The organism is Luteibacter jiangsuensis (genome assembly GCF_030812295.1).
In the GTDB taxonomy this organism is placed as follows: Bacteria; Pseudomonadota; Gammaproteobacteria; order Xanthomonadales; family Rhodanobacteraceae; genus Luteibacter; species Luteibacter jiangsuensis_A.
Map to the genome: position 1 here is coordinate 555,784 of NZ_JAUSSK010000003.1, position 24,425 is coordinate 580,208.

The window sequence follows — 24,425 nt, forward strand, 5'->3', positions numbered from 1 at the left end:
ATACCGAATCAGGCCTATCGAGATCCGAGAGTGCAACCGGTGCGTATAGGGGTGCACGTGCCATGTCCGTGAAGCTTGCATTCGGACATGGCCTTACCTTCGGCTTGCGCTTCCGACCGCTTCAGGGGTAGCGCGGAGGCAAAGAAATTCTTCAACTCGTCTTGGACTAGTGCCACGCAACCATCTTGCTGTTTGACGAGGATCCGACAAGTGGACGGATCGTTGCATCGCCTGTTCATAGTGACGTCAAGCTCGCGCTCGCTTGGCACGCTGGACACGAAATGGAACTGATGGGATACATCGTTCACGACAATAGCCGTCCAAAAGGAGCGAGCTTTCCACTTCGCATCAAAGTCTTTCATCAGGCCCGATGAGGGGAGCGGAATCGCTTGGCTCACCCCGTTCCCTTGCCCGAGTTCAAAGTCTGTGCGTTTTGCGCTCGTAATGCGCCAATGGGAGATGCCCGAATCATAGACGAGTTGGTATTCGGCAGTGGATTCTTTTTCTCCGGAGTCTGTATGCAGAATGCTTATATGTCCGGGTGTGACAGTGATGTGGCGGTCGAGGAAGGGGTCCTGGCGGAACTGGTCACACGTGGTGCATCCGATGATCTTGTCGTTACGATCCACTTCATGAAAACGACCGTCTTTCTTGCGAAGAAGGATCAGTTCCCGCTGTCGCGAGTCCCGGTCGCCGCTGTTGGTCTCGAAAACCGCCGCAGCGTCAGCATCGGGTTGGTCGCCGCTGGTCTTGAAGAAGATTAAATGCATACCGGTGGGGGAAAGCGCTTCGACCTCCGCCGGTGCGGAGATGGGTGTTTCTTGCAAGGCGAAGGCTGGCGAGGAAGCCAGTGCCGTTGCAAGTAACGCATTTAAGGCCAGTTTCATTCGATCCTTTCTCATACAACCCGGGATTACGTTAAGCCTTCGCCGCAATCATCTCGCACTGCCATGCAGGTGCCGTATCTTCAAGAGTTAACGCACCTTATGCGCCACACTGCATGCGCTATAGACAACCTTGCACTCAGTGGTTTGGTTCTGGCAAAGGCGCATCGCGTCCTCCGTTGCTTGCTGTTCCTTAGCGCCGCTGGCGGTTCCCCACGCGGAGCTTCCCCAAGCGATCGCCGCGCACTGGTTATGGAACGTAAGTGAGACCTTGCAAGCTTTCGCCCCACGAATGCCGCAATCGCGCATTGCAGCTTGCTCGGCCTCAGACTTGCTGTACTTGTCCGTAATCGTTCCGGCATCGCCAGTGGCATCGTCGATAGCAATGGCGCCCCAGGAGTCCACCCACGCTGGTGTGGGTTCCGGCGCCCCCACTGGTTGGCCGTTGCCCGGGTTATATCCGGGCATGCCTGAGGCGTCGGGCGGGACGCAGTTTCCACCACCCGTGTTGACGCCGGTGGCGCATTGTCCCCAAGCCGTCGCTGTTGCGAGAGCGCTTGTGGCTAGGAGCGACTGGATGACCTTCACCATTAGCTATTGCACAGGAATTGGAGCGCTGCATGCGCTATACACCAGCTTGCATGCTTGCGCGCCAGAATCGTTGCACGCGGCTATGGCATCACCCTCCGTCTTATGAACATCTGGACCATGAGCCAATCCTCGCCCGCCCGCTCCCCATGCTACGGCAGCGCATTGATTCTGATACGTCAGTTCCACTTTACAGCCTGATGCGCCGTGGCTTTCGCAATCATGCGTCGCGTCTCTGATTGCTTCGATCTTGCTGCTTCGACCTGTAACCGTCCCCGCTCCCCCAGTCTTGCTATCGATGACGATGGCACCCCACGTCAGCTGCCATCGGGGCTGTGGCTGTGCGGGAGCCTCACCTTGATTTGCGTTATAACCTGGCATGCCTGAAGCGTCGGGCGGTACGCAATTTCCACCACCAGTATTCACGCCAGTGGCGCACTGGGACCATGCTGGTGCCGTGGTTACAAGCATAACCACGGCAATCAAACGTGTCGGCTTACATGACGGTGTAATCATGAGTATCCAGTTTCCTTGTTCTTTATTTGATCGGCACCCTGGACAAAGCTTGTTCCTCCCCCTGTCAGTTGTGAGTAGTTACCGAACGAGGCATTCTGACCACTATCATTGACGTGTTGCATTCCTGAGTTCGGGTTGCTCGATGGAGGAACGTAGCTTGATGTTCCAGGAACGCCATAACCACCACGCCCACCCGACTGCTCCGGTTTGATATGCCCGAACGGTGAGTACGAGTTGAACTGGCCCAGCGTGCCCTGGAAGAAGGCGGCGGCCATGGGTGGAGCACTGATGATCATCGTCGTGAGCAACAAGCCGAGGCCGCCTTGCTGGAGGGCCATGCTGTTGATGCCGTCGGTGGTGCCGGCGCCACCCATGCTTGGCATGGAGAGAAGATACTTCGCCGCGAAGGCGGCAGTCACCGCGGCCATCATCTTCATGGCGATGGTCACCATGACGCTGAGGACGGCGAGGGAGAAGACGGTGCCGATGCCATAGAGAAGCCATTTACTGAACAGTTGCTTCGTAGGCTCGAAGAGCAGGCACATGATGAAGATCGGGCCGAAACCGACGAACAGGGCGAGGGCGATCTTGTTCAACAGCAGCATGGAGCCGGCGATGACGCTGGGACCGGCGATGCCGATGCCGGTGAACCAGCGATCACGGTCCTTGGCGTCCTGGGCGGCCTGGTCGCCGCCTGTATCGATGGCGTCGATCGTGCCCATCGCCACCTCCATGCCCGCGAGGTTGTTGTCGATGTGCTGGAACGGACTCCCCTTTTCGCCTGTGACGTACTGCGCGATTACGGTCGACATACCGTCGCTCAAGGTCCAGTAGACCGACGAGGACGAATAGGCTGCGGTGGTCGCTATGAAGACGACGAGGGTCGCTTTCAGGGAGTCGCCCACGAGTACCATCATCGGTTGGCGCGATTGCCCCGTGACGATGCGAAAACCCTGGAACATGATCCATACGGTCAGTACGGTCACGGCGACGAAACCAATGATCGTGGCGGAGCTGGAGAGTAGCTTCCACTGCATGATGTCGATTTCATCGCGCAGGAAGTTATTGATCGTCTGGAAGAAGACGAACTGTGTTGCACCGTCCAGCGGGCCGCTGAGCATGGCGACGGCCGAATGTTCGAAGTGTGTACCCAAGAGGTCAACCATGACGCGACGTTCCGTTTGCAAAAATGGTGATCGGATCAGAAGCCATTGGACTCACCGATACTGAGGGTCTGCATGCCGCTTGGCTTGTCGCTCTGCACGCCCTTCAACGTTTCGGAAAGCACGGCACCCGTGGCGAGGCCGCTGATGGCACTGCCGATATCCACGTCACCGACGCCCGGGAGTTGGATCGACCCCCATTCCGACGGCTTCTTGCCGGTGTTGGCGGCGTTCGCCGCCAGTGTCTGTTGCGATCGCAGGTACTTGAGGTTGGCCTCGTAGGCATAGTTCACCGTCTGCATCTGCTGTTGGTCCAGAGCGATCAGGTTGTACAACGCGGTGAGCTTGTTGGTGTTGTCTTCAAGCTTGCCGTATTGGTTCGGGTCGTCCGCGCCGATCGCCTGCCGTTCCTTGAGGAGTTCGCGCAGCATGTCGTCGCGTGTTTTCGTGTTCTTGTACATGGTCAACATGTACTGGTACTGAGCGTTCTCCAGGTCGACGATCAGCTTGCAGTTTGCCTGCTGGGGCTCGGCGACCGCCTTGCAGCGGGTGCCGTCGTCCAACTGCGTGCTGTCTTCGGGAAGGGCCTTCTTCGGATCGGCCACTCGCGGACCTGGCTGCGTGTCCTTGTACTGTCCGATTTTGAACTTCTTGTTGATCGCGTCGAGGTTGGCGTTGATCGTCTTGCCGTCACCATCGCCGGTCTGGCCCAGCACCTTGTTGATGTCCTTGGTCTGGCTGACGGTATCGTTGGTGTGCTGTTCGATCTGGCCGAGCTTGGTGTTGGCGTCGGCGTCGTTCACGGCCCACTGCGCCTGGGCGGCGGGTGTCGCGGCGAGCAGGGCGATCAGGAATGTGCCGCCGCCGAGCAGGCGGCGAAGCAGGGATGTCCGGCGGGCGTACATATTTCGGGTTGCCATGATGGTCTCCAGGGTCAATGCGTTGGCCTGCGTCAGCGAGCGGCCGAGCGGGCAGGGCGCGTCGAGGGGGAGGCAGGTGTGGGTTTCTTGCCACTGCCCTTGCGGTTTTCGTAGAAGGACGGCAGCCACTGGTCCGGGGTGAGGTCGTTGGGCGACACGCCGGCGGCTTCGGCGTGCTGGGCGAGGATCTCGTGCATGATCTCGATGTTGTCCGTGGATGCGGAAATGACCGACAGGGCATCGTCCATGCCGCGCAGGTTGAGCTGGCACACGGCCGACGCATGACCCTGCTTGACCAGGAACCGACGCGAACGCTCGTCGAGGCTCACCACCACCTGGTATTCGGCATCGGTTAGCTTCAGGCCGTTGACGTAGTCCTCGCGGCTCGCATTGGGGTTGGGCAAGAGGATCATGGTGGCGGTCTGCTCGATGAGAGCCGCGGAAATGTCGCTGGCCAGGGCATCCTCGGGACTCTGAGTGGCGAAGATGCCCATGCCGTTCTGCTTACGGATGGTCTTCTGCTTGTTCTTCGCGAATTCCTTGAGCCCGCCCTTGCCGTCGAGGATCTTCCAGAACTCGTCCATCACGTAGATCAGGCGGCGTCCGTCGATCAGCGCTTCCAGGCGGTGCAGGAGGTAGTTGATGACCGGCGCGCGGACTTCCGGATTGTCGATGATGTCGGTGTAATCGAAGCCGATGATATTGGCCTTGTCCAGGTCCACCGTGTCGCGCGGATTGTCGAAGACCCAACCCAGGGAATTGCCGGCCGTCCACTTGCGAATGCGGATGAACAGGCCGTCGTCACCGAGATTCGGCAGGCTCTTCTGGAAGTTGGTCATGTTGCGAAGGTGCATCGGCGTGTCGAGGATGTTCTCCACGGCACGGTAGATATCTTCTTCTTCACGAGAGCTGTAGACGCTCTTGCCCGCGAGAACCTTGACCAGATCGGCCAGGAACTGCACGTTCTCCTCCGTGCGCTCGCATTGGAACGGATTGAAGCCGGTGGGCTTGCCGTTCTCCAGCGCCAGGTAGTTGCCACCGCACGCGCGCACGAAAATCTCGGCGCCGCGGTCCTTGTCGAAGAAAAAGATGGTCGGTGCCGGATCGAGCTTCTGCACCTGGCTGAGCAGGAAGTTGATAAGCGCCGTCTTGCCGGTACCGGATTTTCCGATGACCATGGTATTGGCAATGGCCTTCTCGCCGAACGAATTCTCGGCGGGATGGGTCGCATGGAAATTGAAGTAGTACGGCTGGCCGTTGGTCGTCTGCAAGGTGGTGACGCAGTCACCCCAGGGATTGTTCTGCTTCTTGCCCGTGGCGAAGTTGTGCAAGGGCGACAGGCCGAGGAAGTTGAGCGAACTGACATTGGCGAGGCGTGTACGGTATTTCCAGTTTCCCGGGAACTGCGCATAGAACGCCGACGTCACGGCGAGGTCTTCCTTCACCGAGATGAAACCCGCGTTGGAGAGCTCGGCACGGGTCGCGGCGATCTGCTGGGAAAGGGTTTCCTGCGCCTGCGAGTAAATCGCCATGGTGAAGTGGTACTCACCGAGCACGAAGTTGCCCGAAGCGAGCTGATCCATGGCCTGGTCCATCTCGATGATCTGGCTCACGGCCTTGTCGCCCGAGGAGATCATCATGCCCTTCGTACGCTCCAATGCCTTGAGCGCATCCTGGCGTCCCATCGGGCTGAAGGAATGGGTGATGACGTACTCGAAGTCGAGATACTTGAGTCCGTTGAGAATGCCGGGGTAGGTTCCCTCGACGTACTCCTTGATATTGAGGATCGCGCCGAAATGATTGACGCCATTCGGTGTGGTGAGGACGAAGTCGCCGGTCTTGGAAGAGAATCGCTGGCGGCTGACGGGGAGGTAGTCGCGTACGGCCGCGCTGAGTACGGGCACCGGCTCATCGATACGATTGAGGATGTAGCCGTACAACTCGAGTGCTTCCGAGAAGACCACGCCGTTCGGCGCTTCATACATGCCCAGGCGTGTCGGTGCGTAATCCTTGAGCACGGCTTCCACGTTGCCGGCCAATTCCAGTGTCGTGGCGATCGCCTGGTTCTGCTCCGACAGGAGACGCTCGGCGTTGGACGACTTCTCGACAAAGCGTTTTCCCGATACCACGGGACGGTAGATCATCGTCAGGTAGAGCTCGTTCTGCATCAGCTTCTGGCTGGAGAGCGAAGCGTAATAGCCGTCGGACATGTCCTGGTTGAAGCGGTGCTCGAAGCGGCTGCTGTCCTTGACGCTGCCACGGCGGCGAATATCGTGGACCCAGAAGGCCACGTTGACGAAATCGGGCGCGCGGAGTGTCTGCAACATCCGGTTGAAAGTGTTGTGGCGATGTTCTATCTCCCACTCTTCGCGGCCCACGAAGGGAAGGCCGGCCAGTCGCCAGACGAGCAGGAAATCGCCGCCGGTCGTCTTGAGGACGGTCGGCGAAACATGCGTGGACAATGGAATGAACTCACCGATCGCTGCATCTGGAGTGAACATGGCTCTGGCTACCGTCGAGAAGCGCTAAAAAGGCCCTGGCAGGGTCCTGCCAGGGCGGAGTATTGCCTTACCGTTTCGCCTTGCCGGGCTCACGGTAGTTGTTGGGCGAGAACACCCACATGCCGTCGTGTTCCTGCAGGTTCCGGATCCGCGTGCGGAATTGCAGGCGGAGTCCCAACAGACGAAAGATCATTTCGTCGCGACGGGCCATCTGGCGCATCACGAATACGCTGATGGGAATCCACAGGAGGAACCACATGTTGAAATACATCGCCATCAGCAAGCCGCTTCCCGCCCCGATGAAGAACGGGATATAGGGCACGCCCATGAACATGGCCGGCCGCGTGCAGCCGCGGAAGAGCGCGTTCTTATGCATGGAAGTGCAGGAGGTGCATCGCGGTCTGCATGGCGTCCATCAGGAAGGAGGCCGTCGTGGCTCCGCTGGTGGAGCTGCATGCGTTCGACGAGCCGCCATTGCCGCCCACGACCATCTTCGCCACCTGTGCGGCGGCACCGATCAGCACGCCACCGACGAGGGCCGGCGCCACATCGGCGATGCGCTTGTGGGCGAAGGCGATCTGGTAGCCGGAGAAGATCACGGCGATGGTTACCACGACGATCGATGCGGCATTCAGCAATGAGTTGATGTTCTCAAAGAAGCCGCAGACCTTCTTCGAGGTTTCGGTCACGTCCTGGGCCACGCCGATCGTTGGCAGCAGCAGGACGGTGGCGACCATGAGCAGGGTCATCATCTTGTTGAGCGATGCACGATCGGTCGGGACGTTGGGCAGGTTGGACAGGGCCATCTCGTAGTTCCTTGGTGTGTTACAGGGCTGGATACGGCCGTGGTAGGCGGCCGGGTTGAGGACGGCTACGACGCTCGTAGCCGGTTTCGCAACGACGTGCATCCTGCGAGGCGGGAGCACGTCAAAAAACAAAGGCGCCATCGCTACCCCCCTGGCGAAGATCGGCCGGGTCGCCGGCGGGTGCCGTCGGCGCGGTCGGGGAGGCGGCGGTGGTGGGTGTGGGATCGCCAGGTCCTTGCACCTGGGGAACGAAGATGTCGTTGCCCTCCGCGGCGCCGGTACCGTTGGCGTTGGATGAAACGCCGATCTGCGCCATGGCCGCCGCCGTGGCCGGGTCCGTTCGGATACGGCCGGGAGCGAGTGCGGGGTTGCCCGCGGGCACCTGCGCGCCGATCTGCGACATGATCGCGGCCGTCGTCGGGTCGGTGGGGATTCGGCCAGGCGCGGGCGCCGGAAGCGTCGGGGCGAAACCCGCAAGCGACGCATTCCCGCCCGGACCAAACGGGGGCGATGCCGATGCCGCTTGCAGGGCCTGCGCGATGGCGGCGGCGTCCGGCGGTGTGTCGGTCATGGCGGGGCTGGCTGACGGTGCGACCGTGCGGCTGGGCGGGGCTGTGCCAGCCGCGGCGGCCACCGCTGGTGCGAGCGTGGAGGCGACGGCGGCATCGGCCACGCTGCGCATGGCCACGCGGTAGGCGGCAGCGTCACTCGTATAGACAGGCGTTCCCTTGCCGCTGCTGGTGGAAGACTTGACCAGTGGGATCGGCACGGCCGTTGCCGCAAGGGCGGATTGGCGCGCCATGGAGTCGAAGATTTTCTGGACGTAGCCGTCCTGGTAACCGGTGGTGAAGTTGCCGGAGTAGTAACAACTGAAAGCCTTGCCCCAGTCGCCGCCTGCACTGGCATAGCACTGGGCGAGGATCTGCGACCCGGCGACGAGGTTGGGGCATACCTGGAAGGCCTTCTCGTACGTATCGAGGCCGAACTTGCCGAGGTTGGCGCGATTCACCTGCGCCACGCCCAGTGAGTAGTTGTAGCCCTTCGACTCGAGCATGCGCACTGTCGCCACGGCTTCGCCGAGGTTCTCCGGTTGGCGCACGAGCTGGCCGCCAACGACGCCGATCGCAAACGGATTGCGCGACGACTCGACATTCACGACATGCTGCATCACCTCCGCCGGTACGGCGAGGTTTGGGCAAGCCATCATTTCCATTCCTGGTACCACCGTTACAACTCCTGTCTAATGACCGATGTGTTTCGCGTGTTACCCCCCGTCCGGAGCCAGGGCCCGGGCCGGGTTGAAATCGATGCCGGTGATGTGACGACGACCGGCATGCGCCTTGATGTGGACGACGATGTCGATGGTCAGCATCAGCAAGCGTTTGATCGTCGAGAACTCCAATCCCGCGCCCTCGTTGGATGCCTTCACCATGAGCCCCAACTGATCCCAGGTCTGCTCCACGCTTCCTGCGTGACAGCTTGTAATCGACCCGGGATGGCCGGATGCGCAATTTCGGATGAAGTAGAACGATTCGTCGCCACGAAGCTCCGCCAGGATGATCCGGTCGGGTTTCATACGGAGGCAGGCCTCCATGCAACTTTTCGCGGTGACGTTGCTGGCGCTTTGCCCGCCCTTGGAATACAGGAGATGGACGACATTCGGCTGGTCGATGAAAAGCTCGCGTGCGTCTTCGATGGTGACCAGCCGCTCGTCTTCCGGGATATGTCCCACCAGCGACTTCATGAACGTGGTCTTGCCGCTGCCGGTGGCGCCGGCGACGACGATATTCTTCTTGCTCAGCACCGCATGGCGAAAGAAATCCGCATAGCGACGTTCGGCGCGCAGTTCCAGCAATTCACGATCCGCCTGGCTGATCGTATTGGCGCCTTCCAGGATCTGGTCGAAAAAGCCGTCCTCCTGATACTGCGCCAACGTCTTGCTTTGCCGTGAAGGCAGCCGGATGGTTATCGAAACACGCCCGGCCTCGCATGCTGGCGGAAGGACGAACTGAGCACGCTGCCCGGTGGGGAATGTCAGCGAGACGACCGGGTCGACGTCGGTGATACGTTGCCCGGTGTTGCTTTCATTGACCACCGCGGTACAGAACTGGCGAGCCCGCTCGAACGTGAGCGACGGTACTTCCACGCGATGCCAGGCACCGCGACTCTCGAGATAGAGTTCGCCCGGTTTGTTTATGCATATCTCGGTCACGTCGGACGACGCGAGGTAGTCCCGGATGCCCAGCACTTCGTACTGGTAGTCCAGGAAATCGCTTCCGACGACGGCGAGAGCGGGCTGGCTCATCTGCTCAGTACCTCGCCACGACGCCGCTGAAGTCGACGTCCTTCGCGACATAGATGGCGAGGACCGTGCCCTGGTTGATCGTGACCGTGGCAGGGCGATTGGCCGCACGTTGTACCGCGGTGTTCGCGATCTGCTGGAGCGTCGCGGCGGTGTTGCTTTCGAACGGACTCTGCGTCACCACGCCATTGCTGATCGTGGTCTGGCGAGGGCCGTGTTCCGCCGCTTCGTATTTGAATGCGTCGCTGAGAAGGGAGATGAGCAGGGCCGCGCCGATGCGGCTACCCCAATGCGCATTGTAATAGCCGGGGTGGCCGGCACCGCCGAGTGTATCCACACCCGGGCTGGCCATATTCACGTCGATACCCGTGGGCGTGACGATGCGATCCCAGATCACGGCAACGCGTGGCCCATTGGGCTCCATTTCGTACTTGCCCAGGACCTTGGAGCCCTTGGGCAACAGCAGGCGCTTGCCGGTGAACGAATACACGGGCTCGGTGACGACGCAGGAGGTGAAACCCGGAATGTCCGTGATGATCCGGGTTTCAAGAACGCAGCGAATGAACGTGCCGCGCAGCATCAGTGTATCCGGGTGGGTCAGCGGAGAGGCATTGGACACGTCCGGAAGGCTCTTGCCGCCATATGCGCTGTTTACCGGCACGCCGCCCGACGGTCCGGGATAAGGCATGCCCGGAATCATTCCGTAGGGGCTGGCGGGTCCGCCCATGCCACCGCCTGCCGGCTGCCCACTGGCGCCGGCTACCTGGGCGGCTTCGGTGTCCATCATGCGCCGCTCGAGGAGCGACGGCCCCGTGTTCACGCGCTGAGTGGCTGCGCGCGGCTGCGCGGTGGACGGCAGTGGCGGCGGCGGAGCGAGCGCGATCGGGTCGGGCAGCCTTGGAGGTGCCTGTTCCGGTATGGGAGCGACCTTGGGAGCGTCGGGTATCGAAACGGTTTCCTCGTGCTTGGGTTTCGGGGCCGGTGCCGCCGATTGGTTGCCGCTCAGGAAGAAGTAGGCGGCGAACAAAAGCAACGCGACTATGCCGGCGAGGAAGCCGAGGGCACGCCGGTTCATCCGTCGCACGTCAGCAGCCGCCAGTTGAGGCGCGCCGGCATCGAGATCCGGCGGAGGCGCCTGGCGTTGCTGTGCGGAGTAGGGATTGTTCGCCAGCGCTTCGGCTTGCTCGCCAGCGGCATCCCGCGGCGGCACCTGGCCGTCGCGGTTCTCGTCGTCGGGATGGTAGGGATTATTCGGGCTCACTTCTTCGTGTTCCTTCGCAGACCCACGACGTTGTTGTCGTGCCGGATGACAAGGTAGTTGTACGTGCCGTGGACAACGATGGTGTTGCCCTCAACCGTCGTGTTCACCACCGAGTCCTCGCCGTGTTCCTTCTCGCGCATGTAGATCGTGGGGAAGTTGCCCGTGGGGAACTGCTTGAGGTCGGGCATTTTTATGTATGTGAAACGGCCGTCGTCGTAGACGTTGATCGGCACCAGCCAGGGAGCGGTCTTGCGCTTCATGGCATAGTCGTAGTCGAAGTTGTAGTCGCGCCCCTTTACCAGCGTCGTGTCGAGTTCCGGCGTCGCGGCGACTTTCTTCGTCTCCGCCAGGAAGCTTGTATCGGCGGGATAATTGAACGTGATCTTGTACTGCACGCCTGCGCGACGCGCCTGGTCGAGTGTCTTCCAATCGGTGGCGACCACCTTCAGTTCGAAGATGTAGGAGTGGGTCGCCGTACGAATCATCATGTTCGTATCGACGTCGACGTTCTTCGGCTTCACATAGAAGACGTTGTCACGCCGGGTCAGCTCCCAGCCGCTGCTGAAGCCGGTGCTGTAGTCGAGAATTTTTTCGTTCGGGCTGAGTTCGATCTGTGTCGTTATGCCGAGGCCGGTACGAACCGTGTAGATCTTGTCCGGCTCGTATTCGTAAGGCGTGACGACCTGCGCGTTCGCGGCGCCGATCATGCCGGCAGTCGCGAGGCAGAGCGCCAGTGAAAGTCGAAGTGTGGTTGCGCGCTTCATCAACGGCGCCCTCCATTGGCGGCGTTCGGGTGGATGGGAGCAGTTGCTTGCGGTGCGGCGGCCGGTGCTTGCCCCGTCTGTTGTTGTGCCGGTACGACCCCGCCGGGCGACGTGCCGTCGGTGGGTATCGGGGAAGGTGGCATGGCGGCGACGGTAGCCGCGGCCGCCGAGGCGGACGGAGCCGGCACGCTGGTGGGTGCGGCAGCGGCAGTCGCGGGCGGCGAGCTCTCCGGGGGCGGGGGTTCCGCGTAGTCGCTGTCGACCCGGTAGTCGGTAACCTGGAACCCGAGCGGATTCTCCACCCTGTACTGGTCGTCCATCTTCAGGTTCGGCTTGTACGCAAATGCCATCGTGGCGATCTTGCTGTCCAGTGGCACGGTCTGGCCGGACACCTTGTTATAGACGGTGCGTTGAAAGCGGACCGTGGCCCCCTTGGGCGTGGTCCCATCCTCACCCCCGATCAATACGATGCTGAGGATCTTGACGCGGACGGCACGATCGCGGCCGTAGATCTTGTAAGGGGCAGACGGATTGTCGAGGGCATGCAGATCGGTGTAGGCCTTGGCGATGTTTGGCGAGGCCATCGTCAGCACGGTTGCCCAATCACGAAGATTGATCATCGTGACGTCGAACGATTCGCGCGCGAGGATGAAATGGGTGATGTTGCTTCGATTGATCGCTTCACTGGCGGTGATGCGCCGGTTGACGACGTCATCGGTGATGCGTGTCAACGAACTCATGCCCGTATAGGCATCCGCAAGCACGATATACGGCACCTTCTCTTTCAAAGGGAGGATGTAGAAGTAGCCGCCCGCTAGGATCACCGACATCGAGATCGCACAGAACGCCACCATCCATGCGCGGCGTTCGCTGCGCTGGGCGAGGTCGGACATCGTGATTTCGAAGTCGACGGACTTCGATACCGCAGCGTCGATCTTCGGAGAGTTTTTCTTGTTCAACATCGAAGGGCCTGGTGTGACTGTCGCGGGTGGAATTACTGGGTCCGGGGCGTGCTATCGACAGCGGAAGTCGCCGTAGCTGGCACTTGTGCGAGAGGAGCCTTCTTCGGTGTCGTGGTATTGGCGTCCTTGGGCGGTGTCGACGTTGCTTCCTCCACCTTGGCGACGGGAGCCGTCGGAACGATGGCGCTCGTTTCCTCAACCAGGATTTCCGGCCCGTTCACAACGACGGTGACGCCCTGAGGCGCGAAGATCGTGCTCAGTTGAGTCGCAGCGTCACGAACCTCCGAGGTGTGAATCTGCGCGGTGGCCTTTGGCAGCGTGAAGTCGGAACGCAGGCGATACGACAGCTTGGTTCCCGTATCGCTGGTCCACCGTGTCAGCATCGTCTTCAGCGTGCCGTCCATGGGCGCCGCGTAATAGGTGTAGGGAACCGCAAGTGGAATCTCGACGGTCTTGTCGTCGTATCGGTTCACCGGCTTCCACCGGCCGCCGAAATCCTTCGCGGCTGGTGTGCCACAAGCGGAAATCAGCACGGCGAGTGCGGAGACAAGGCAGATGGCAAGGGCAGGGGGCAGGGTTCTATTCACGCGTGGCTCGTAATTCATCGGATGACCAAAGAGAAAACGTCGGCAGCACTTCGCGCGGCTCATCGCCATACGCGAAGCCGGGAAAGCGTTTACTTCGTTATGAAGGGCGCAGGGTGGCGCTGTGGGCGGGGTGGCCCGCCTGCGTCTGGATCCGTCGATGTACCGCCGCGCCGAATGCGCTGGCGGAGATGATGCCCCTGGCAGCAGCGGGAGCCTTGAGCCAACCGGCTCCGAGCGACATGCAATTCATCCATACAACATCCTGTACGAGCGCCTAGGCGCCCTTGCATAACGTGCCAGCGAAGAATGGTCATGCGCATGAGCGGCGATGCGATGATCGCCCACTCAGGGTTGCGCCTTATCGACCGTGGATTCCCCACCCCTGATACGGACCCCTGTCCGCGATGTAAAGATAACGCAACGACAATTTTCTGACTAGTGGCCGATATGCATGTTTTTGGGACTCTTGTCACACATTGTGGGCATGTAATATGCGTGAAACGCGTCGAAGTGTTGACGGGCATCGCTCCGTACGTGCGCGTTGCATCACGTAACTGCCGGATTTGTGTATGTCTCATGAAGGTTGCGGTTGAAACCATCGCGTACCCCCTCTCCTTGGGCAGTAAGTTGTCATTCCGTCGTGTCAGTCATGCGACATCGGCACTCATTCAATGTGTTGCATGAGCCGATCGACCGTGGGTCCGATGGCGCTGCCGGACGTATGTGAAATGCTGACTGAACGGAGGACGTCACGTCAGTGGACGAGTGTCAGGGTGTGTTGTGGGCATCCGTCTGCGTCGCAATGCGGGCGCGCCCGCATTGCGACATTTCAGGCCTCGGACAGATCAGGCTGCCGAAAGCCGGAGATCTGAGTGTTGCTGGACGGTGCCACTCTGAATGACCTTTGCCGTAAGGCCCGCAACTGTCTTCGCAGTAGCGTGAATGGCAACCTGGATGAGTATCAAATTGTCCATGAAGTCGTGTCATCGTAGGCGCGTACTTCAATCGAGACAATAGAATAATTCTCAAAAATCGTTTTCCCCCGACTATCCTCGCGTCGACATCCCGAAGCGCCGGTAGTAGAACCTCTCCCTTTATCGACAGGACCTCCATGGATTCCGCAGTCATTCCCTCCGACGCCGAACTGATGGCGCTCGCGCAGGATGTCGCTGCCGCCGCGCTCGAGCGGCGGATGATGGTCGCCACCGCCGAATCGTGCACCGGTGGCTGGATCGCCAAGACACTGACCGACCTGGCCGGGAGTTCGGCCTGGTTCGAGGCCGGCGTCGTCAGTTACAGCTATAGCGCCAAGGAGGCCCTCCTTGGCGTCAACCCCCGCACCCTGGAGCGGACGGGTGCCGTGAGCGAGGAGACGGTGCTCGAGATGGTGTCCGGGGCATTGGCCCGATACGGTGCGGGGGTGGCCGTGGCGGTCACCGGAATCGCGGGCCCCTCTGGTGGCACGCCGGAGAAGCCCGTCGGCACGGTGTGGATCGGCTGGAAGCGGCGCGGGGGTTATGCCCACGCCCGGCTCTACCATTTCGATGGCGACCGAGAAGCGGTTCGGCGACAGACGGTGGCCGCGGCGCTTGTTGGAATGACCGACGAACTAAAGGGCTGAACCAGGCCGCCTATGGCAAACTTGGCGATTGCGGATCGCAGTCCCTGAGACCACGGTCGGGCAAGATACTCACCTACACAAAGAGACTGGAAACCACGATGGACGACAATAAGCGCAAGGCGCTGGCGAGTGCCCTCGGCCAGATTGAAAAGCAGTTCGGCAAGGGTGCCGTGATGCGTCTTGGCGACCGCGTCGACGACCAGATCGACACGGTGTCGACCGGCTCGCTCGGCCTGGACATCGCCTTGGGCATCGGCGGCCTTCCTCGTGGCCGCGTCGTCGAGATCTACGGCCCGGAATCGTCGGGCAAGACCACGCTGACCCTGCAGGCCATCGCCTCCTGCCAGCGTGCGGGCGGCACGGCGGCGTTCGTCGACGCCGAGCATGCGCTCGACCCCAGCTATGCTGAAAAGCTGGGCGTGAATGTCGCCGACCTGCTGGTCAGCCAGCCGGATACCGGCGAACAGGCGCTTGAGATCGCCGACATGCTGGTGCGTTCCGGCGCCGTGGACATGGTGGTGGTCGACTCGGTCGCCGCGCTGACGCCGAAAGCCGAAATCGAAGGCGAGATGGGCGATTCCCACGTGGGCCTGCATGCCCGCCTGATGAGCCAGGCCCTGCGCAAGCTCACCGCCAACATCAAGAAGACCAATTGCCTGGTCATCTTCATCAACCAGATCCGCATGAAGATCGGCGTGATGTTCGGCAGCCCCGAAACCACCACCGGTGGTAATGCATTGAAGTTCTACGCCTCGGTCCGCCTGGACATCCGCCGTATCGGCGCGGTGAAGAAGGGCGAGGAGGTCATCGGTTCGGAGACGCGCGTCAAGGTCGTCAAGAACAAGGTCGCGCCGCCGTTCCGCCAGGCGGAGTTCGAGATCCTCTACGGCGAAGGTACGTCGCGCGAAGGTGAGATCATCGAACTGGGCGTTCGCGAAAACCTGATCGACAAATCCGGTGCCTGGTACAGCTACAAGGGTGACCGCATCGGCCAGGGCAAGGAAAACGTGCGCCAGTTCCTGCGCGACAACCCGGCCATCGCCAACGAAGTGGACGCCGAGCTGCGCGTCCGCCTGCTGGTCAAGGCGGGCCCGAAGGCCGAGGCCTCGACCGAGGCCGACGAGCTTGAGGAAGTCTGATAAGGAATCGGGGAAGGGCGGCGGCAAGGCCGGCCGCCCCACCCGTACCGCATACGACAAAGCGCTGGGGCTGTTGGCCCGGCGCGAACATTCCCGCCGCGAACTCAAGCAAAAGCTGGAACGCGGCGGCTTCGAGCGCGAGGAGTCAACGGCCGCGCTCGAGCGACTGGGCGACCAGGGCTACCAGGACGACGACCGCTTCGCCGGGTCCCTGGTGCGCAGCCGGGTGGGGCAGGGCTATGGGCCGGCCCGCATTCGTGCCGAACTGCGTAGCCAGGGAATCGCCGATGCCCGTATCCGCGAATTGATCGAGGCGGCAGACGTCGATTGGCATGATCTGGCCGCGAATCAGCTGCGTCGACGCTACGGCAAGCCATCCACCGACCCCGCCGAGCGGGCGCGGAGGGCGCAATTCCTCTTGCGTCGCGGCTTCGCCGCCGCCACAGTACGTGTTCTTACCCATGCCGATGCGGAAGACGCCGACGACGACTGAAGGCAGTGAGCCTTGATTCTGGACGGAGCGTCCCCGCGACATGTCTCGCAGCTCCCACGCCACGATCGCTCATGAAAACCGCCCAAATCCGTTCGACCTTCCTCGACTTCTTCCGCTCCAAGGACCACACCATCGTGCCGTCGGCATCGTTGGTGCCGTCGAACGACCCCACGTTGCTGTTCACCAACTCGGGCATGGTCCCGTTCAAGAACGTGTTCCTCGGCAGTGAAAAACCGGGCTACGTCCGGGCGGCCGACGTCCAGCGTTGCCTGCGTGCCGGTGGCAAGCACAACGATCTCGACGCCGTGGGCTATACCGCCCGGCATCACACCTTCTTCGAGATGCTGGGCAACTGGTCTTTCGGCGACTATTTCAAGCGTGACGCCATCCGCTACGCGTGGGAATTGCTCACCTCGGTTTACAAGCTGCCGCCCGAGCGGCTGTGGGTCACCGTCTATCATACCGACGACGAGGCCTACGACATCTGGAACAAGGAAGTCGGCGTACCGGCGGATCGCATCGTCCGCATTGGCGACAACAAGGGCGCGCCCTTCGCGTCGGACAACTTCTGGCAGATGGCCGATACCGGTCCCTGCGGTCCTTGCACCGAGATCTTCTACGACCATGGCCCTGAAGTGGCTGGCGGTCCCCCGGGCTCGCCCGACGAGGATGGCGATCGCTATATCGAGATCTGGAACCTCGTGTTCATGCAGTTCGATCGTGCTCCGGACGGCACGCTCTCGCCTCTGCCGGCACCGTGCGTCGACACGGGCATGGGCCTGGAGCGCCTTGCGGCCGTGCTGCAGCACGTGCATTCGAACTACGAGATCGACCTGTTCGCGCACCTGATCGCGGAAGCCTCACGCCTGACTGGCACGGCCGACCTCGCCAACAAGTCGTTGCGTGTCATCGCCGACCATATCCGTGCCTGTTCCTTCCTGATCGTCGATGGTGTCCTGCCGTCCAATGAAGGGCGCGGTTACGTGCTCCGTCGCATCATCCGGCGTGCGCTGCGGCATGGCTGGATGCTCGGCGTGCGTGGCGATTTCTTCTGGAAGATGGTGGCGCCGCTGGTCGCCGAGATGGGCGATGCGTATCCCGAGATCGCCGCGAAGCAGTCTTTCGTGGAGCAGGCCCTCAAGACCGAGGAAGAGCGCTTCGGTGAGACCCTCGAGCACGGCATGCGCCTGTTCGACGATATCGCCACGAAATCGGGCCAGGTCATCCCGGGTGTCGATGCTTTCCGGCTTTACGACACCTACGGCTTTCCCGTCGACCTCACCGCCGACATCGCACGCGAACGCGGCATGACCGTCGACATGGACGGCTTCGAGCGCGCCATGGGCGAGCAACGCGCCCGAGCCCGCGCCGCCAGCAACTTCGGCAGCAAGGCGCAGCTTCCCGCCGAGGTCGCCAGTGCGCTCGCGCCGACGGTGTTCACGGGGTACGACGTCCTGGATCTCGCCGACGCGACGGTTCTGGCCATCGTTCGCGACGGCAAGGCCGTCGATCGTCTCGCCGATGGCGAGGATGCCTTCGTGCTGCTCGACCACACGCCTTTCTATGCCGAATCCGGCGGGCAGGTCGGTGATACCGGCATGCTGCGCAATCCCTCCGGCGCCTTCGCCGTGGCGGATACGCAGAAGGTCGCCGGCGCCTTCTTCGCGCACTTCGGCACCTGGCAAGGCTCCGCACCGCTCGAGAAGGGCGCTGTCGTCGCCGCCTCGGTGGACGCGGCGCAGCGCCAGGCCACCGTACTCAACCATTCCGCCACGCACCTGCTGCACGCCGCATTGCGTACCGTGCTGGGCGACCATGTGGCCCAGAAGGGCTCGCTGGTCGCACCGGAGCGGTTGCGCTTCGATTTCTCGCACTTCAAGCCGGTCACCGCCGAGGAATTGGCCCAGATCGAACGCATGGTCAACGACGAGATCCGTCGCAACGCCCGGGCGGAGGTCCATCACATGGGTTATGACGAGGCGATCGACTTCGGCGCCATCGCCTTGTTCGGTGAGAAGTACGGCTCGGAAGTGCGCGTGCTGAAGATGGGCGACTTTTCGACCGAACTCTGTGGTGGCACGCACGTGTCGCGCACCGGTGACATCGGTCTGTTCAAGATCGTCTCCGAATCGGGTGTGGCCGCGGGTGTGCGCCGTATCGAGGCGGTGACGGGTGCGGGCGCCCTGGCCCGGGTGGCTGATGAAGAGCGCGTGCTGGGCGAGGTTTCCGGCCTGGTCGGCGCCCACGGCGACGAGGTCATCGAGAAACTGCGCCAACTGTTCGACCGGCAGAAGAAGCTGGAACGCGAAATCGAATCCTACAAGGCCAAGGCGGCCAGTTCGGCATCGGCCGACCTCGCCGCGTCGGCTGTGGACGTGGCTGGGATCAAGGTGGTCGCCGCTCGCCTGGAGGGCCTGGACGCCAAGTCGCTTCGCGACAGCCTGGATGTCCTGAAGCAGAAGCTGGGAGACTGTGCCGTTGTCCTGGCGGGTGCGGCGGACGGTCGCGTGTCGTTGGTGGCCGGTGTCGGTGGGGCGGCGCTGGGCAGGGTCAAGGCGGGCGACCTTGTCGCCGAGGTGGCCTCCCACATCGAGGGCAAGGGCGGCGGCCGGCCCGACATGGCCCAGGGTGGCGGCCTCGATGGCCCGGCCTTGCCGGCCGTGCTCGCGGGCATTCCGGCGTGGGTGGAAGCTCGCCTGCGCTGAACGGGAGATGGCCGGGGTATGCGTCGACACGCCATAAAGGTGCTTCGGCGCATGCATTGCCGGCCGTGTGCGTTGCGTCCCCCGGTTTGGCTCGGCTAGTATCATCCGAATGTCGAATGCATCCTTCGGCATCGATCCTCCTTCGGATCGAGAGTGGCAGGACAGCTGGTCAGCGACACACACACAACAAGAGCCGGGGAAGGCAATCGGCCTTCGATGGTCGGAACGTCGATCCATTGACGGCAAGCACTCGGGGTGAGGTTGTCGTTGGTGGGGAAGCCAATACCTGATTTTATGGAGTATCAATCATGCTGATTCTGACCCGCCGGGTCGGTGAAACCCTGATGATCGGCGACGAGGTGACCGTCACCGTTCTGGGTGTGAAGGGTAACCAGGTGCGCATCGGCATCAATGCGCCGAAGAATGTCGCGGTTCATCGCGAGGAAATTTACCAGCGCATCAAGAACGAGAACGATCCGGCCGGCCATTCCGGGGACGACCAGTAAAGTCTTTACGGCCACGGCAAGGCAAAGTATCCTTGCTGGCTCGTTAAGGCTCGTTCCTCGACGACGATCACGGAGAGTTGCCCGAGAGGCCGAAGGGGCTCCCCTGCTAAGGGAGTATAGGGTCAAAAGCCTTATCGAGGGTTCGAATCCCTCACTCTCCGCCAGTTTGCAAAAAGCCCTGATTCTTCAGGGCTTTTTTGTGCCTGAGAGAATGGTGGCGTAGCCCCCCCCCCGCGCATGGGACCTCATATGCGGCTACCTCACCACGTCCGATCGGCGATCTTGGAAACGTTGATGAAGGCGGCAATGGCGTCGCCGACGCTGGCTTCACTGTCGCAGCGTCGCGCAGCCATTCCCACCGCAACCGCGCCGTCGACATTCGCCTGGACGTCGTCGATGAACAAGGTGTCCTGCGCGCGCCATCCCAGTTTTTCGAGGGCGGCCACATACACGCCGGGATCCGGCTTGGCCACGCCAAACTCGGCTGCCACATGGGCTCGGCCGCGAAAGAGCGGGAACAGCGCCGGCACGATATGTTCCCAGTGCGCCGCGAGAAGGCGTCCGTTGTTGGTGAGGATGGCGATGCCGACGCCCTGCGAGGCAAGCGACGAGACTCGCCCCATGAGGCCAGGCCGTATTCGCGTTGCAAGTCGGCGAGCTTCCGTCCATACGTCGATAGGTAAGCGCAGGCCCATGATCTTGCCCACGGCTTCAAGGTACTCGTCCGGGCCGAGGCGTCCAGCGTCCGCGTCCGCTTCCAAGCCCGAGTCATAGATTGCGGCATGAACGTCAGCCGTGCTTCGTTGAAGTGCCATGGCGATATGACTGACGCGGATAGCGGGTTGGTAATCCACCAGCACGCCATCCATGTCGAAAAGGATGTTCTTCATCGCCAGCATGGTATCTCAGGCAAGAGCAAGTGCCGTGCATCGTTGCCACGATAGCCCGGTCCCCGCGTATGGCGCCCCAGGTTCAAAGCGCGAGCCTCGGCGCTGGTTCGAGGTGTGCGGGACCGTCCAAATATCGTCCAGATACGTAGACATGCCGCAGATATGGCCGAGATATTCCCCCGCTATTTTCCGGCCATATGGAACGAAAAAAAGGTCCGCTTTGAGGGCGGACCTTTCATCGTCTAGCGACGTAACTACTTGAATATTGGTCGGGGAGACAGGATTCGAACCTGCGACTTCTACGTCCCGAACGTAGCGCTCTACCAGGCTGAGCTACACCCCGACGGGAGCCGCGTATATTAGCCACGGGGCGTTCCCTTGGCAACAGGTCGTCGCATCTTTTTTACATTTCACCGCCGGGGGTATCGGTAGCCATCTGCTAATCTATGCGGCTGCCGCATGGCGGCGCCCGTACAGCTTGTCCGAAGAGGAATTGCATGGCACTCACCCCGGCCCGCACCATGCCCGGTGTCCTCGAGCTCCTGCCGCTCGACCAGATCGCCTTCCAGCGCATGCTGGATACGATCCGCCGCAACTACGAGCGATTCGGCTTCCTGCCGATCGAGACGCCGGTGATCGAGCATAGCGATGTGCTGTTGACCAAGACGGGTGGCGAAACCGAGCGCCAGGTGTACTTCGTCCAGTCGACCGGCGCCCTGGGTGCGGCGGCGGAAAAGGGTGGAGTGCCCGAATTGGCCCTGCGATTCGACCTCACCGTGCCGTTGGCGCGCTACGTGGCCGAGCACGAGCACGACCTGAGCTTCCCATTCCGGCGGTACCAGATGCAGCGCGTCTACCGTGGCGAACGTGCACAGCGCGGCCGGTTCCGTGAGTTCTACCAGTGCGACATCGACGTGATCGGCAAGGATTCGCTGTCCGTCCGCTACGACGCCGAGATTCCCGCGGTGATCTACAGCGTATTCCGTGAACTCGACATCGGCGCGTTCACCATCCAGCTCAACAATCGCAAGTTGATGCGCGGTTATTTCGAGAACCTCGGCATCGCCGACGCCGAGCAGCAGATGCTCGTGCTGCGCGAGGTCGACAAGCTCGACAAACGCGGCGCCGATTACGTGCGCGATACGCTCACGGGGGACGCATTCGGCCTTTCCGCCGAGGTGGCGGCGAAGATCCTCGCCTTCGTGCAGGTGCGCTCCACCTCGGTGGACGACGCGTTCGCGAAGCTCGATGCGCTCGGCGGCGGTTCGGAAACCTTCGAACAGGGCAGGGCCGAGCTGAAGGAAGTGCTCTCCCTGATTCGCGATTTTGGCGTGCCGGAAACGCATTTCGCGTTGAACCTGTCGATTGCCCGCGGTCTCGACTACTACACGGGCACCGTGTACGAGACCACCCTGGACGATCACCCGGGCATCGGCTCGATCTGCTCGGGCGGCCGCTATGAAAATCTCGCGGGCCAGTACACCAAGTCGCACCTGCCGGGCGTGGGCATTTCCATCGGCCTTACCCGCCTTTACTGGCAGCTTCGCGATGCCGGCCTGATCTCGACGGCGCGGAGCACGGTCGATGTGCTCGTCACGCAAATGGACCCGGCCCAGTTGCCCACGTATCTGGCCGTGGCCAATGAACTGCGCACCGCCGGCATCGCCACCGAGGTGGTGCTCGAGGGCGGCAAGCTGGGCAAGCAGTTCAAGTATGCCGACCGTGCGGGCATCCGCTTCGTGGTGGTGCTTGGCGAAGACGAGATCGCCAAGGGCGTCGTCACCGTGAAGGACCTTCGCCGCGAAGACCAGTTCGAGGTGCCGCGGGCGGACCTGGTGAAGACCCTGCGCGTCGAACTGGCCCAGGCCGAAATCGGCGTCTGATCCTTCTCCCTCCCCGACATATCACGGCCTTTACCATGACCAGCAGTATCCTTCTCGACGGGCGTAGCCTCACGCGTGCCCAGGTCGCCGACATCGCTCGCCGCGGCGCCACGATCCGTCTGGACGAGGCGCAACTGGTCAAGGTGAAGCGTGCCGCCGATTTCCTGGCCGAGAAGGTGGGCGGGGGCGAGCCGATCTACGGCGTCACCACGGGCTTCGGCAGCAATGCGGACAAACTGCTCGGCGCGCATCGCGTGCGCGACGAGCTGCCGGGTGGCAACCCGGAGCCGCGCGAAGGCAGCTTGCTGGAAGAACTGCAGCACAACCTCATCATCACCCACGCGGTGTGCGTCGGTAAGCCGTTCTCCACGGACGTCGTCCGCGCGATGCTGGCGATCCGCGTGAACACCTTGATGCGAGGCCATTCCGGCATCCGCGTGGAAACCCTGCGCGCGCTGGCCGAGTTGCTCAATCGCGATGTCATCCCGGTCATTCCGGAAAAGGGTTCGGTGGGCGCCAGTGGCGATCTCGCACCGCTCTCTCATCTTGCGATCGTGCTGCTCGGTGGCGGTGAAGCCTTCTACAAGGGCGAGCGCATGCCCGGCGCCCAAGCCCTCGCCGCGGCGGGGTTGGAGCCGGTACGCCTGTCCTTCAAGGAAGGCCTGGCCCTGAACAACGGTACGACGCAGATGCTCGCCACGGGCGTGCTCGCGCTCGACACGATGGACATGCTGATTCGTACCGCGGATCTCGCCGCCGCGATGACGCTGGACGCCTTTGCCGGCCGCACCGGCGCCTATGCCGAGCAGGTGCACGCACTGCGCCCGCATCCTGGCCAGGTCGAGGCCGCCCGTAATATCCGCGGTCTGCTGGAAGGCTCCACGCTCGCTGACATTGCTTACCACCTTGTGCCGCGTTTCCGTCCATGGCTGTCCGATGCATGGTCCGATCCCGCGGACCAGGGCCATCGTTTCGATATCGGCTGGGATTGGGTGCCGGCCACGCAGCGTCACGGCAAGGAAGCCTTCTATGCGCGATTCCTCCCCTTCAAGGGCGGGAAGAAGCACCAGCCGCAGGACGCCTATTGCCTGCGCTGCGCACCGCAGGTGCACGGCGCGGTGCGTGACGCATGGGAACAGGCTTGCCGGGTCTTCGACGTCGAGCTCAATGCCGTCACCGACAATCCGTTGGTGTTCCCGGATGCCGAGAACGCCGAGGTCATCGAAGACCAGGTGATCTCCGCCGGCCATTTCCACGGCATGCCGCTGGCGCTGGCGATGAGCTACGTGAAAGCATCCATTCCGGTGCTGGCGTCGATTTCCGAGCGGCGCACGGCAAAGCTTGTCGATCCGGCCAATAACGATGGCCTTCCGGCTTTCCTTATCGGTAACGAGGACGCGACCGATTCGGGTTTCATGATCGTCCAGTACACGGCCGCCGCCCTGGTCAACGACCTGGCCACGCGCGCGCATCCGGCATCGGTGTATTCCGTGCCGACGAGCGCAAACGCCGAGGACCACGTGTCGATGGGTGCCAACGAGGCACGCCATGTGCTGGAAATGACCGAGGACCTTGGCCATGTGCTGGCGATGGAGCTCTATACGGCGGCGCAGGCCCTCGAATATCGCCAGGACATGCTCAATGCCGCGCGCTCCCTGGCGCACCGTGGCGACTGGCAGGCGCTGGCGACGAAGGTCTCCGGCGCACCGCGTCCGGATTCGCCGCATTACGCAGGTTTCGAACGCGAAGTACGCGCATTGATGGACGCACTCGCCGCCGCGGATGACTTCCATGGTGGGGTGGCGGTGCGCGCCGCGTTGGCCACGCTGCGAGAGCACATCGCCTTCATGCAGCGTGATCGCGCGATGGATGGCGACGTACGCGCGGTGTGCGAGCTGGTGGCTTCTGGCCGCCTTGTCGACGGCGACTGACCC

General features: G+C 62.1%; 20 protein-coding genes, 2 tRNA genes and 2 pseudogenes. 8 read left to right on the forward strand and 16 right to left on the reverse strand.

Going from position 1 to position 24,425, the window contains the following annotated elements; genetic code table 11:
- Nucleotides 1-14: 14 nt before the first annotated feature.
- The 14 genes and pseudogenes from J2T07_RS12555 to J2T07_RS12610 form a co-directional block, all read right to left on the reverse strand.
- A complete protein-coding gene (locus tag J2T07_RS12555) occupies nucleotides 15-887 on the reverse strand; it encodes a DUF4189 domain-containing protein (protein ID WP_306850428.1) in 873 nt (290 codons plus the stop codon).
- A gap of 87 nt (nucleotides 888-974) precedes the next feature.
- Nucleotides 975-1,475, reverse strand: a complete 501-nt coding sequence (locus J2T07_RS19155) for a DUF4189 domain-containing protein (protein ID WP_430539351.1) — start codon at nucleotides 1,473-1,475, stop codon at nucleotides 975-977.
- A gap of 3 nt (nucleotides 1,476-1,478) precedes the next feature.
- The gene (locus J2T07_RS19160; protein ID WP_430539352.1) at nucleotides 1,479-1,988 is read right to left on the reverse strand and encodes a DUF4189 domain-containing protein; all 510 of its coding nucleotides are present in this window, start codon (nucleotides 1,986-1,988) and stop codon (nucleotides 1,479-1,481) included.
- Nucleotides 1,985-3,154, reverse strand: coding sequence for a type IV secretion system protein (locus tag J2T07_RS12560; protein ID WP_430539353.1), 1,170 nt, complete (start codon nucleotides 3,152-3,154; stop codon nucleotides 1,985-1,987). Before J2T07_RS12560 ends, J2T07_RS19160 begins: the two co-directional genes overlap by 4 nt.
- Nucleotides 3,155-3,189: 35 nt before the next feature.
- Nucleotides 3,190-4,071 carry a hypothetical protein gene (locus J2T07_RS12565; protein ID WP_306850430.1) on the reverse strand — a complete coding sequence of 294 codons (882 nt, stop codon included), beginning with the start codon at nucleotides 4,069-4,071 and terminating at the stop codon, nucleotides 3,190-3,192.
- 32 nt (nucleotides 4,072-4,103) lie between these two features.
- The gene (locus J2T07_RS12570) at nucleotides 4,104-6,572 is read right to left on the reverse strand and encodes a VirB4 family type IV secretion/conjugal transfer ATPase (protein ID WP_306850432.1); all 2,469 of its coding nucleotides are present in this window, start codon (nucleotides 6,570-6,572) and stop codon (nucleotides 4,104-4,106) included.
- Between the two features lie 67 nt (nucleotides 6,573-6,639).
- Nucleotides 6,640-6,948 (reverse strand): type IV secretion system protein VirB3, encoded by a 309-nt coding sequence (locus tag J2T07_RS12575; RefSeq protein WP_306850434.1) that lies wholly within the window; start codon nucleotides 6,946-6,948, stop codon nucleotides 6,640-6,642.
- On the reverse strand, nucleotides 6,941-7,378 hold the full coding sequence (locus J2T07_RS12580; protein WP_306850436.1) for a TrbC/VirB2 family protein: 438 nt from the start codon (nucleotides 7,376-7,378) through the stop codon (nucleotides 6,941-6,943). Before J2T07_RS12580 ends, J2T07_RS12575 begins: the two co-directional genes overlap by 8 nt.
- A 751-nt stretch (nucleotides 7,379-8,129) precedes the next feature.
- Nucleotides 8,130-8,603, reverse strand: a pseudogene (locus tag J2T07_RS12585) (lytic transglycosylase domain-containing protein); the annotation flags it as partial.
- A 39-nt stretch (nucleotides 8,604-8,642) separates the two neighbouring features.
- Nucleotides 8,643-9,683 (reverse strand): P-type DNA transfer ATPase VirB11, encoded by a 1,041-nt coding sequence (gene virB11, locus J2T07_RS12590; protein WP_306850438.1) that lies wholly within the window; start codon nucleotides 9,681-9,683, stop codon nucleotides 8,643-8,645.
- Between the two features lie 4 nt (nucleotides 9,684-9,687).
- Nucleotides 9,688-10,941, reverse strand: a complete 1,254-nt coding sequence (locus J2T07_RS12595; RefSeq protein WP_306850440.1) for a TrbI/VirB10 family protein — start codon at nucleotides 10,939-10,941, stop codon at nucleotides 9,688-9,690.
- Nucleotides 10,938-11,648, reverse strand: coding sequence for a TrbG/VirB9 family P-type conjugative transfer protein (locus tag J2T07_RS12600; protein ID WP_306850688.1), 711 nt, complete (start codon nucleotides 11,646-11,648; stop codon nucleotides 10,938-10,940). Before J2T07_RS12600 ends, J2T07_RS12595 begins: the two co-directional genes overlap by 4 nt.
- Nucleotides 11,649-11,704: 56 nt before the next feature.
- Nucleotides 11,705-12,667 (reverse strand): virB8 family protein, encoded by a 963-nt coding sequence (locus tag J2T07_RS12605; RefSeq protein ID WP_306850441.1) that lies wholly within the window; start codon nucleotides 12,665-12,667, stop codon nucleotides 11,705-11,707.
- A 194-nt stretch (nucleotides 12,668-12,861) separates the two neighbouring features.
- Nucleotides 12,862-13,272: pseudogene (locus J2T07_RS12610) on the reverse strand (hypothetical protein); the annotation flags it as partial.
- A gap of 1,093 nt (nucleotides 13,273-14,365) precedes the next feature.
- On the opposite strand from J2T07_RS12610, the gene J2T07_RS12615 reads away from it, so the two are divergent.
- The 6 genes from J2T07_RS12615 (at nucleotide 14,366) to J2T07_RS12640 (ending at nucleotide 19,882) form a co-directional block, all read left to right on the forward strand.
- On the forward strand, nucleotides 14,366-14,875 hold the full coding sequence (locus J2T07_RS12615; RefSeq protein WP_306850442.1) for a CinA family protein: 510 nt from the start codon (nucleotides 14,366-14,368) through the stop codon (nucleotides 14,873-14,875).
- 98 nt (nucleotides 14,876-14,973) lie between these two features.
- Nucleotides 14,974-16,014, forward strand: a complete 1,041-nt coding sequence (gene recA, locus J2T07_RS12620; protein WP_306850443.1) for a recombinase RecA — start codon at nucleotides 14,974-14,976, stop codon at nucleotides 16,012-16,014.
- Nucleotides 16,001-16,507, forward strand: a complete 507-nt coding sequence (locus J2T07_RS12625) for a regulatory protein RecX (protein ID WP_306850444.1) — start codon at nucleotides 16,001-16,003, stop codon at nucleotides 16,505-16,507. The genes recA and J2T07_RS12625 overlap by 14 nt, the downstream gene beginning before the upstream one ends.
- Nucleotides 16,508-16,578: 71 nt before the next feature.
- Nucleotides 16,579-19,212, forward strand: a complete 2,634-nt coding sequence (gene alaS / locus J2T07_RS12630) for an alanine--tRNA ligase (protein WP_306850445.1) — start codon at nucleotides 16,579-16,581, stop codon at nucleotides 19,210-19,212.
- Between the two features lie 308 nt (nucleotides 19,213-19,520).
- On the forward strand, nucleotides 19,521-19,718 hold the full coding sequence (gene csrA / locus J2T07_RS12635; RefSeq protein ID WP_072323041.1) for a carbon storage regulator CsrA: 198 nt from the start codon (nucleotides 19,521-19,523) through the stop codon (nucleotides 19,716-19,718).
- Nucleotides 19,719-19,789: 71 nt separating this feature from the next.
- Nucleotides 19,790-19,882 (forward strand) — tRNA-Ser (locus J2T07_RS12640).
- A 96-nt stretch (nucleotides 19,883-19,978) separates the two neighbouring features.
- Here J2T07_RS12640 and J2T07_RS12645 read toward each other — a convergent pair.
- Together J2T07_RS12645 and J2T07_RS12650 are read right to left on the reverse strand one after the other, a co-directional pair.
- Nucleotides 19,979-20,617, reverse strand: coding sequence for an HAD family hydrolase (locus J2T07_RS12645; protein WP_306850446.1), 639 nt, complete (start codon nucleotides 20,615-20,617; stop codon nucleotides 19,979-19,981).
- 257 nt (nucleotides 20,618-20,874) lie between these two features.
- A tRNA-Pro gene (locus J2T07_RS12650) sits at nucleotides 20,875-20,951 on the reverse strand.
- Between the two features lie 154 nt (nucleotides 20,952-21,105).
- Here J2T07_RS12650 and hisS point away from each other — a divergent pair.
- Complete coding sequence (gene hisS / locus J2T07_RS12655; RefSeq protein ID WP_306850447.1) at nucleotides 21,106-22,491, forward strand: histidine--tRNA ligase; 1,386 nt, start codon at nucleotides 21,106-21,108, stop codon at nucleotides 22,489-22,491.
- Nucleotides 22,492-22,526: 35 nt separating this feature from the next.
- Nucleotides 22,527-24,422 carry an HAL/PAL/TAL family ammonia-lyase gene (locus J2T07_RS12660; protein ID WP_306850448.1) on the forward strand — a complete coding sequence of 632 codons (1,896 nt, stop codon included), beginning with the start codon at nucleotides 22,527-22,529 and terminating at the stop codon, nucleotides 24,420-24,422.
- Nucleotides 24,423-24,425: the final 3 nt, after the last annotated feature.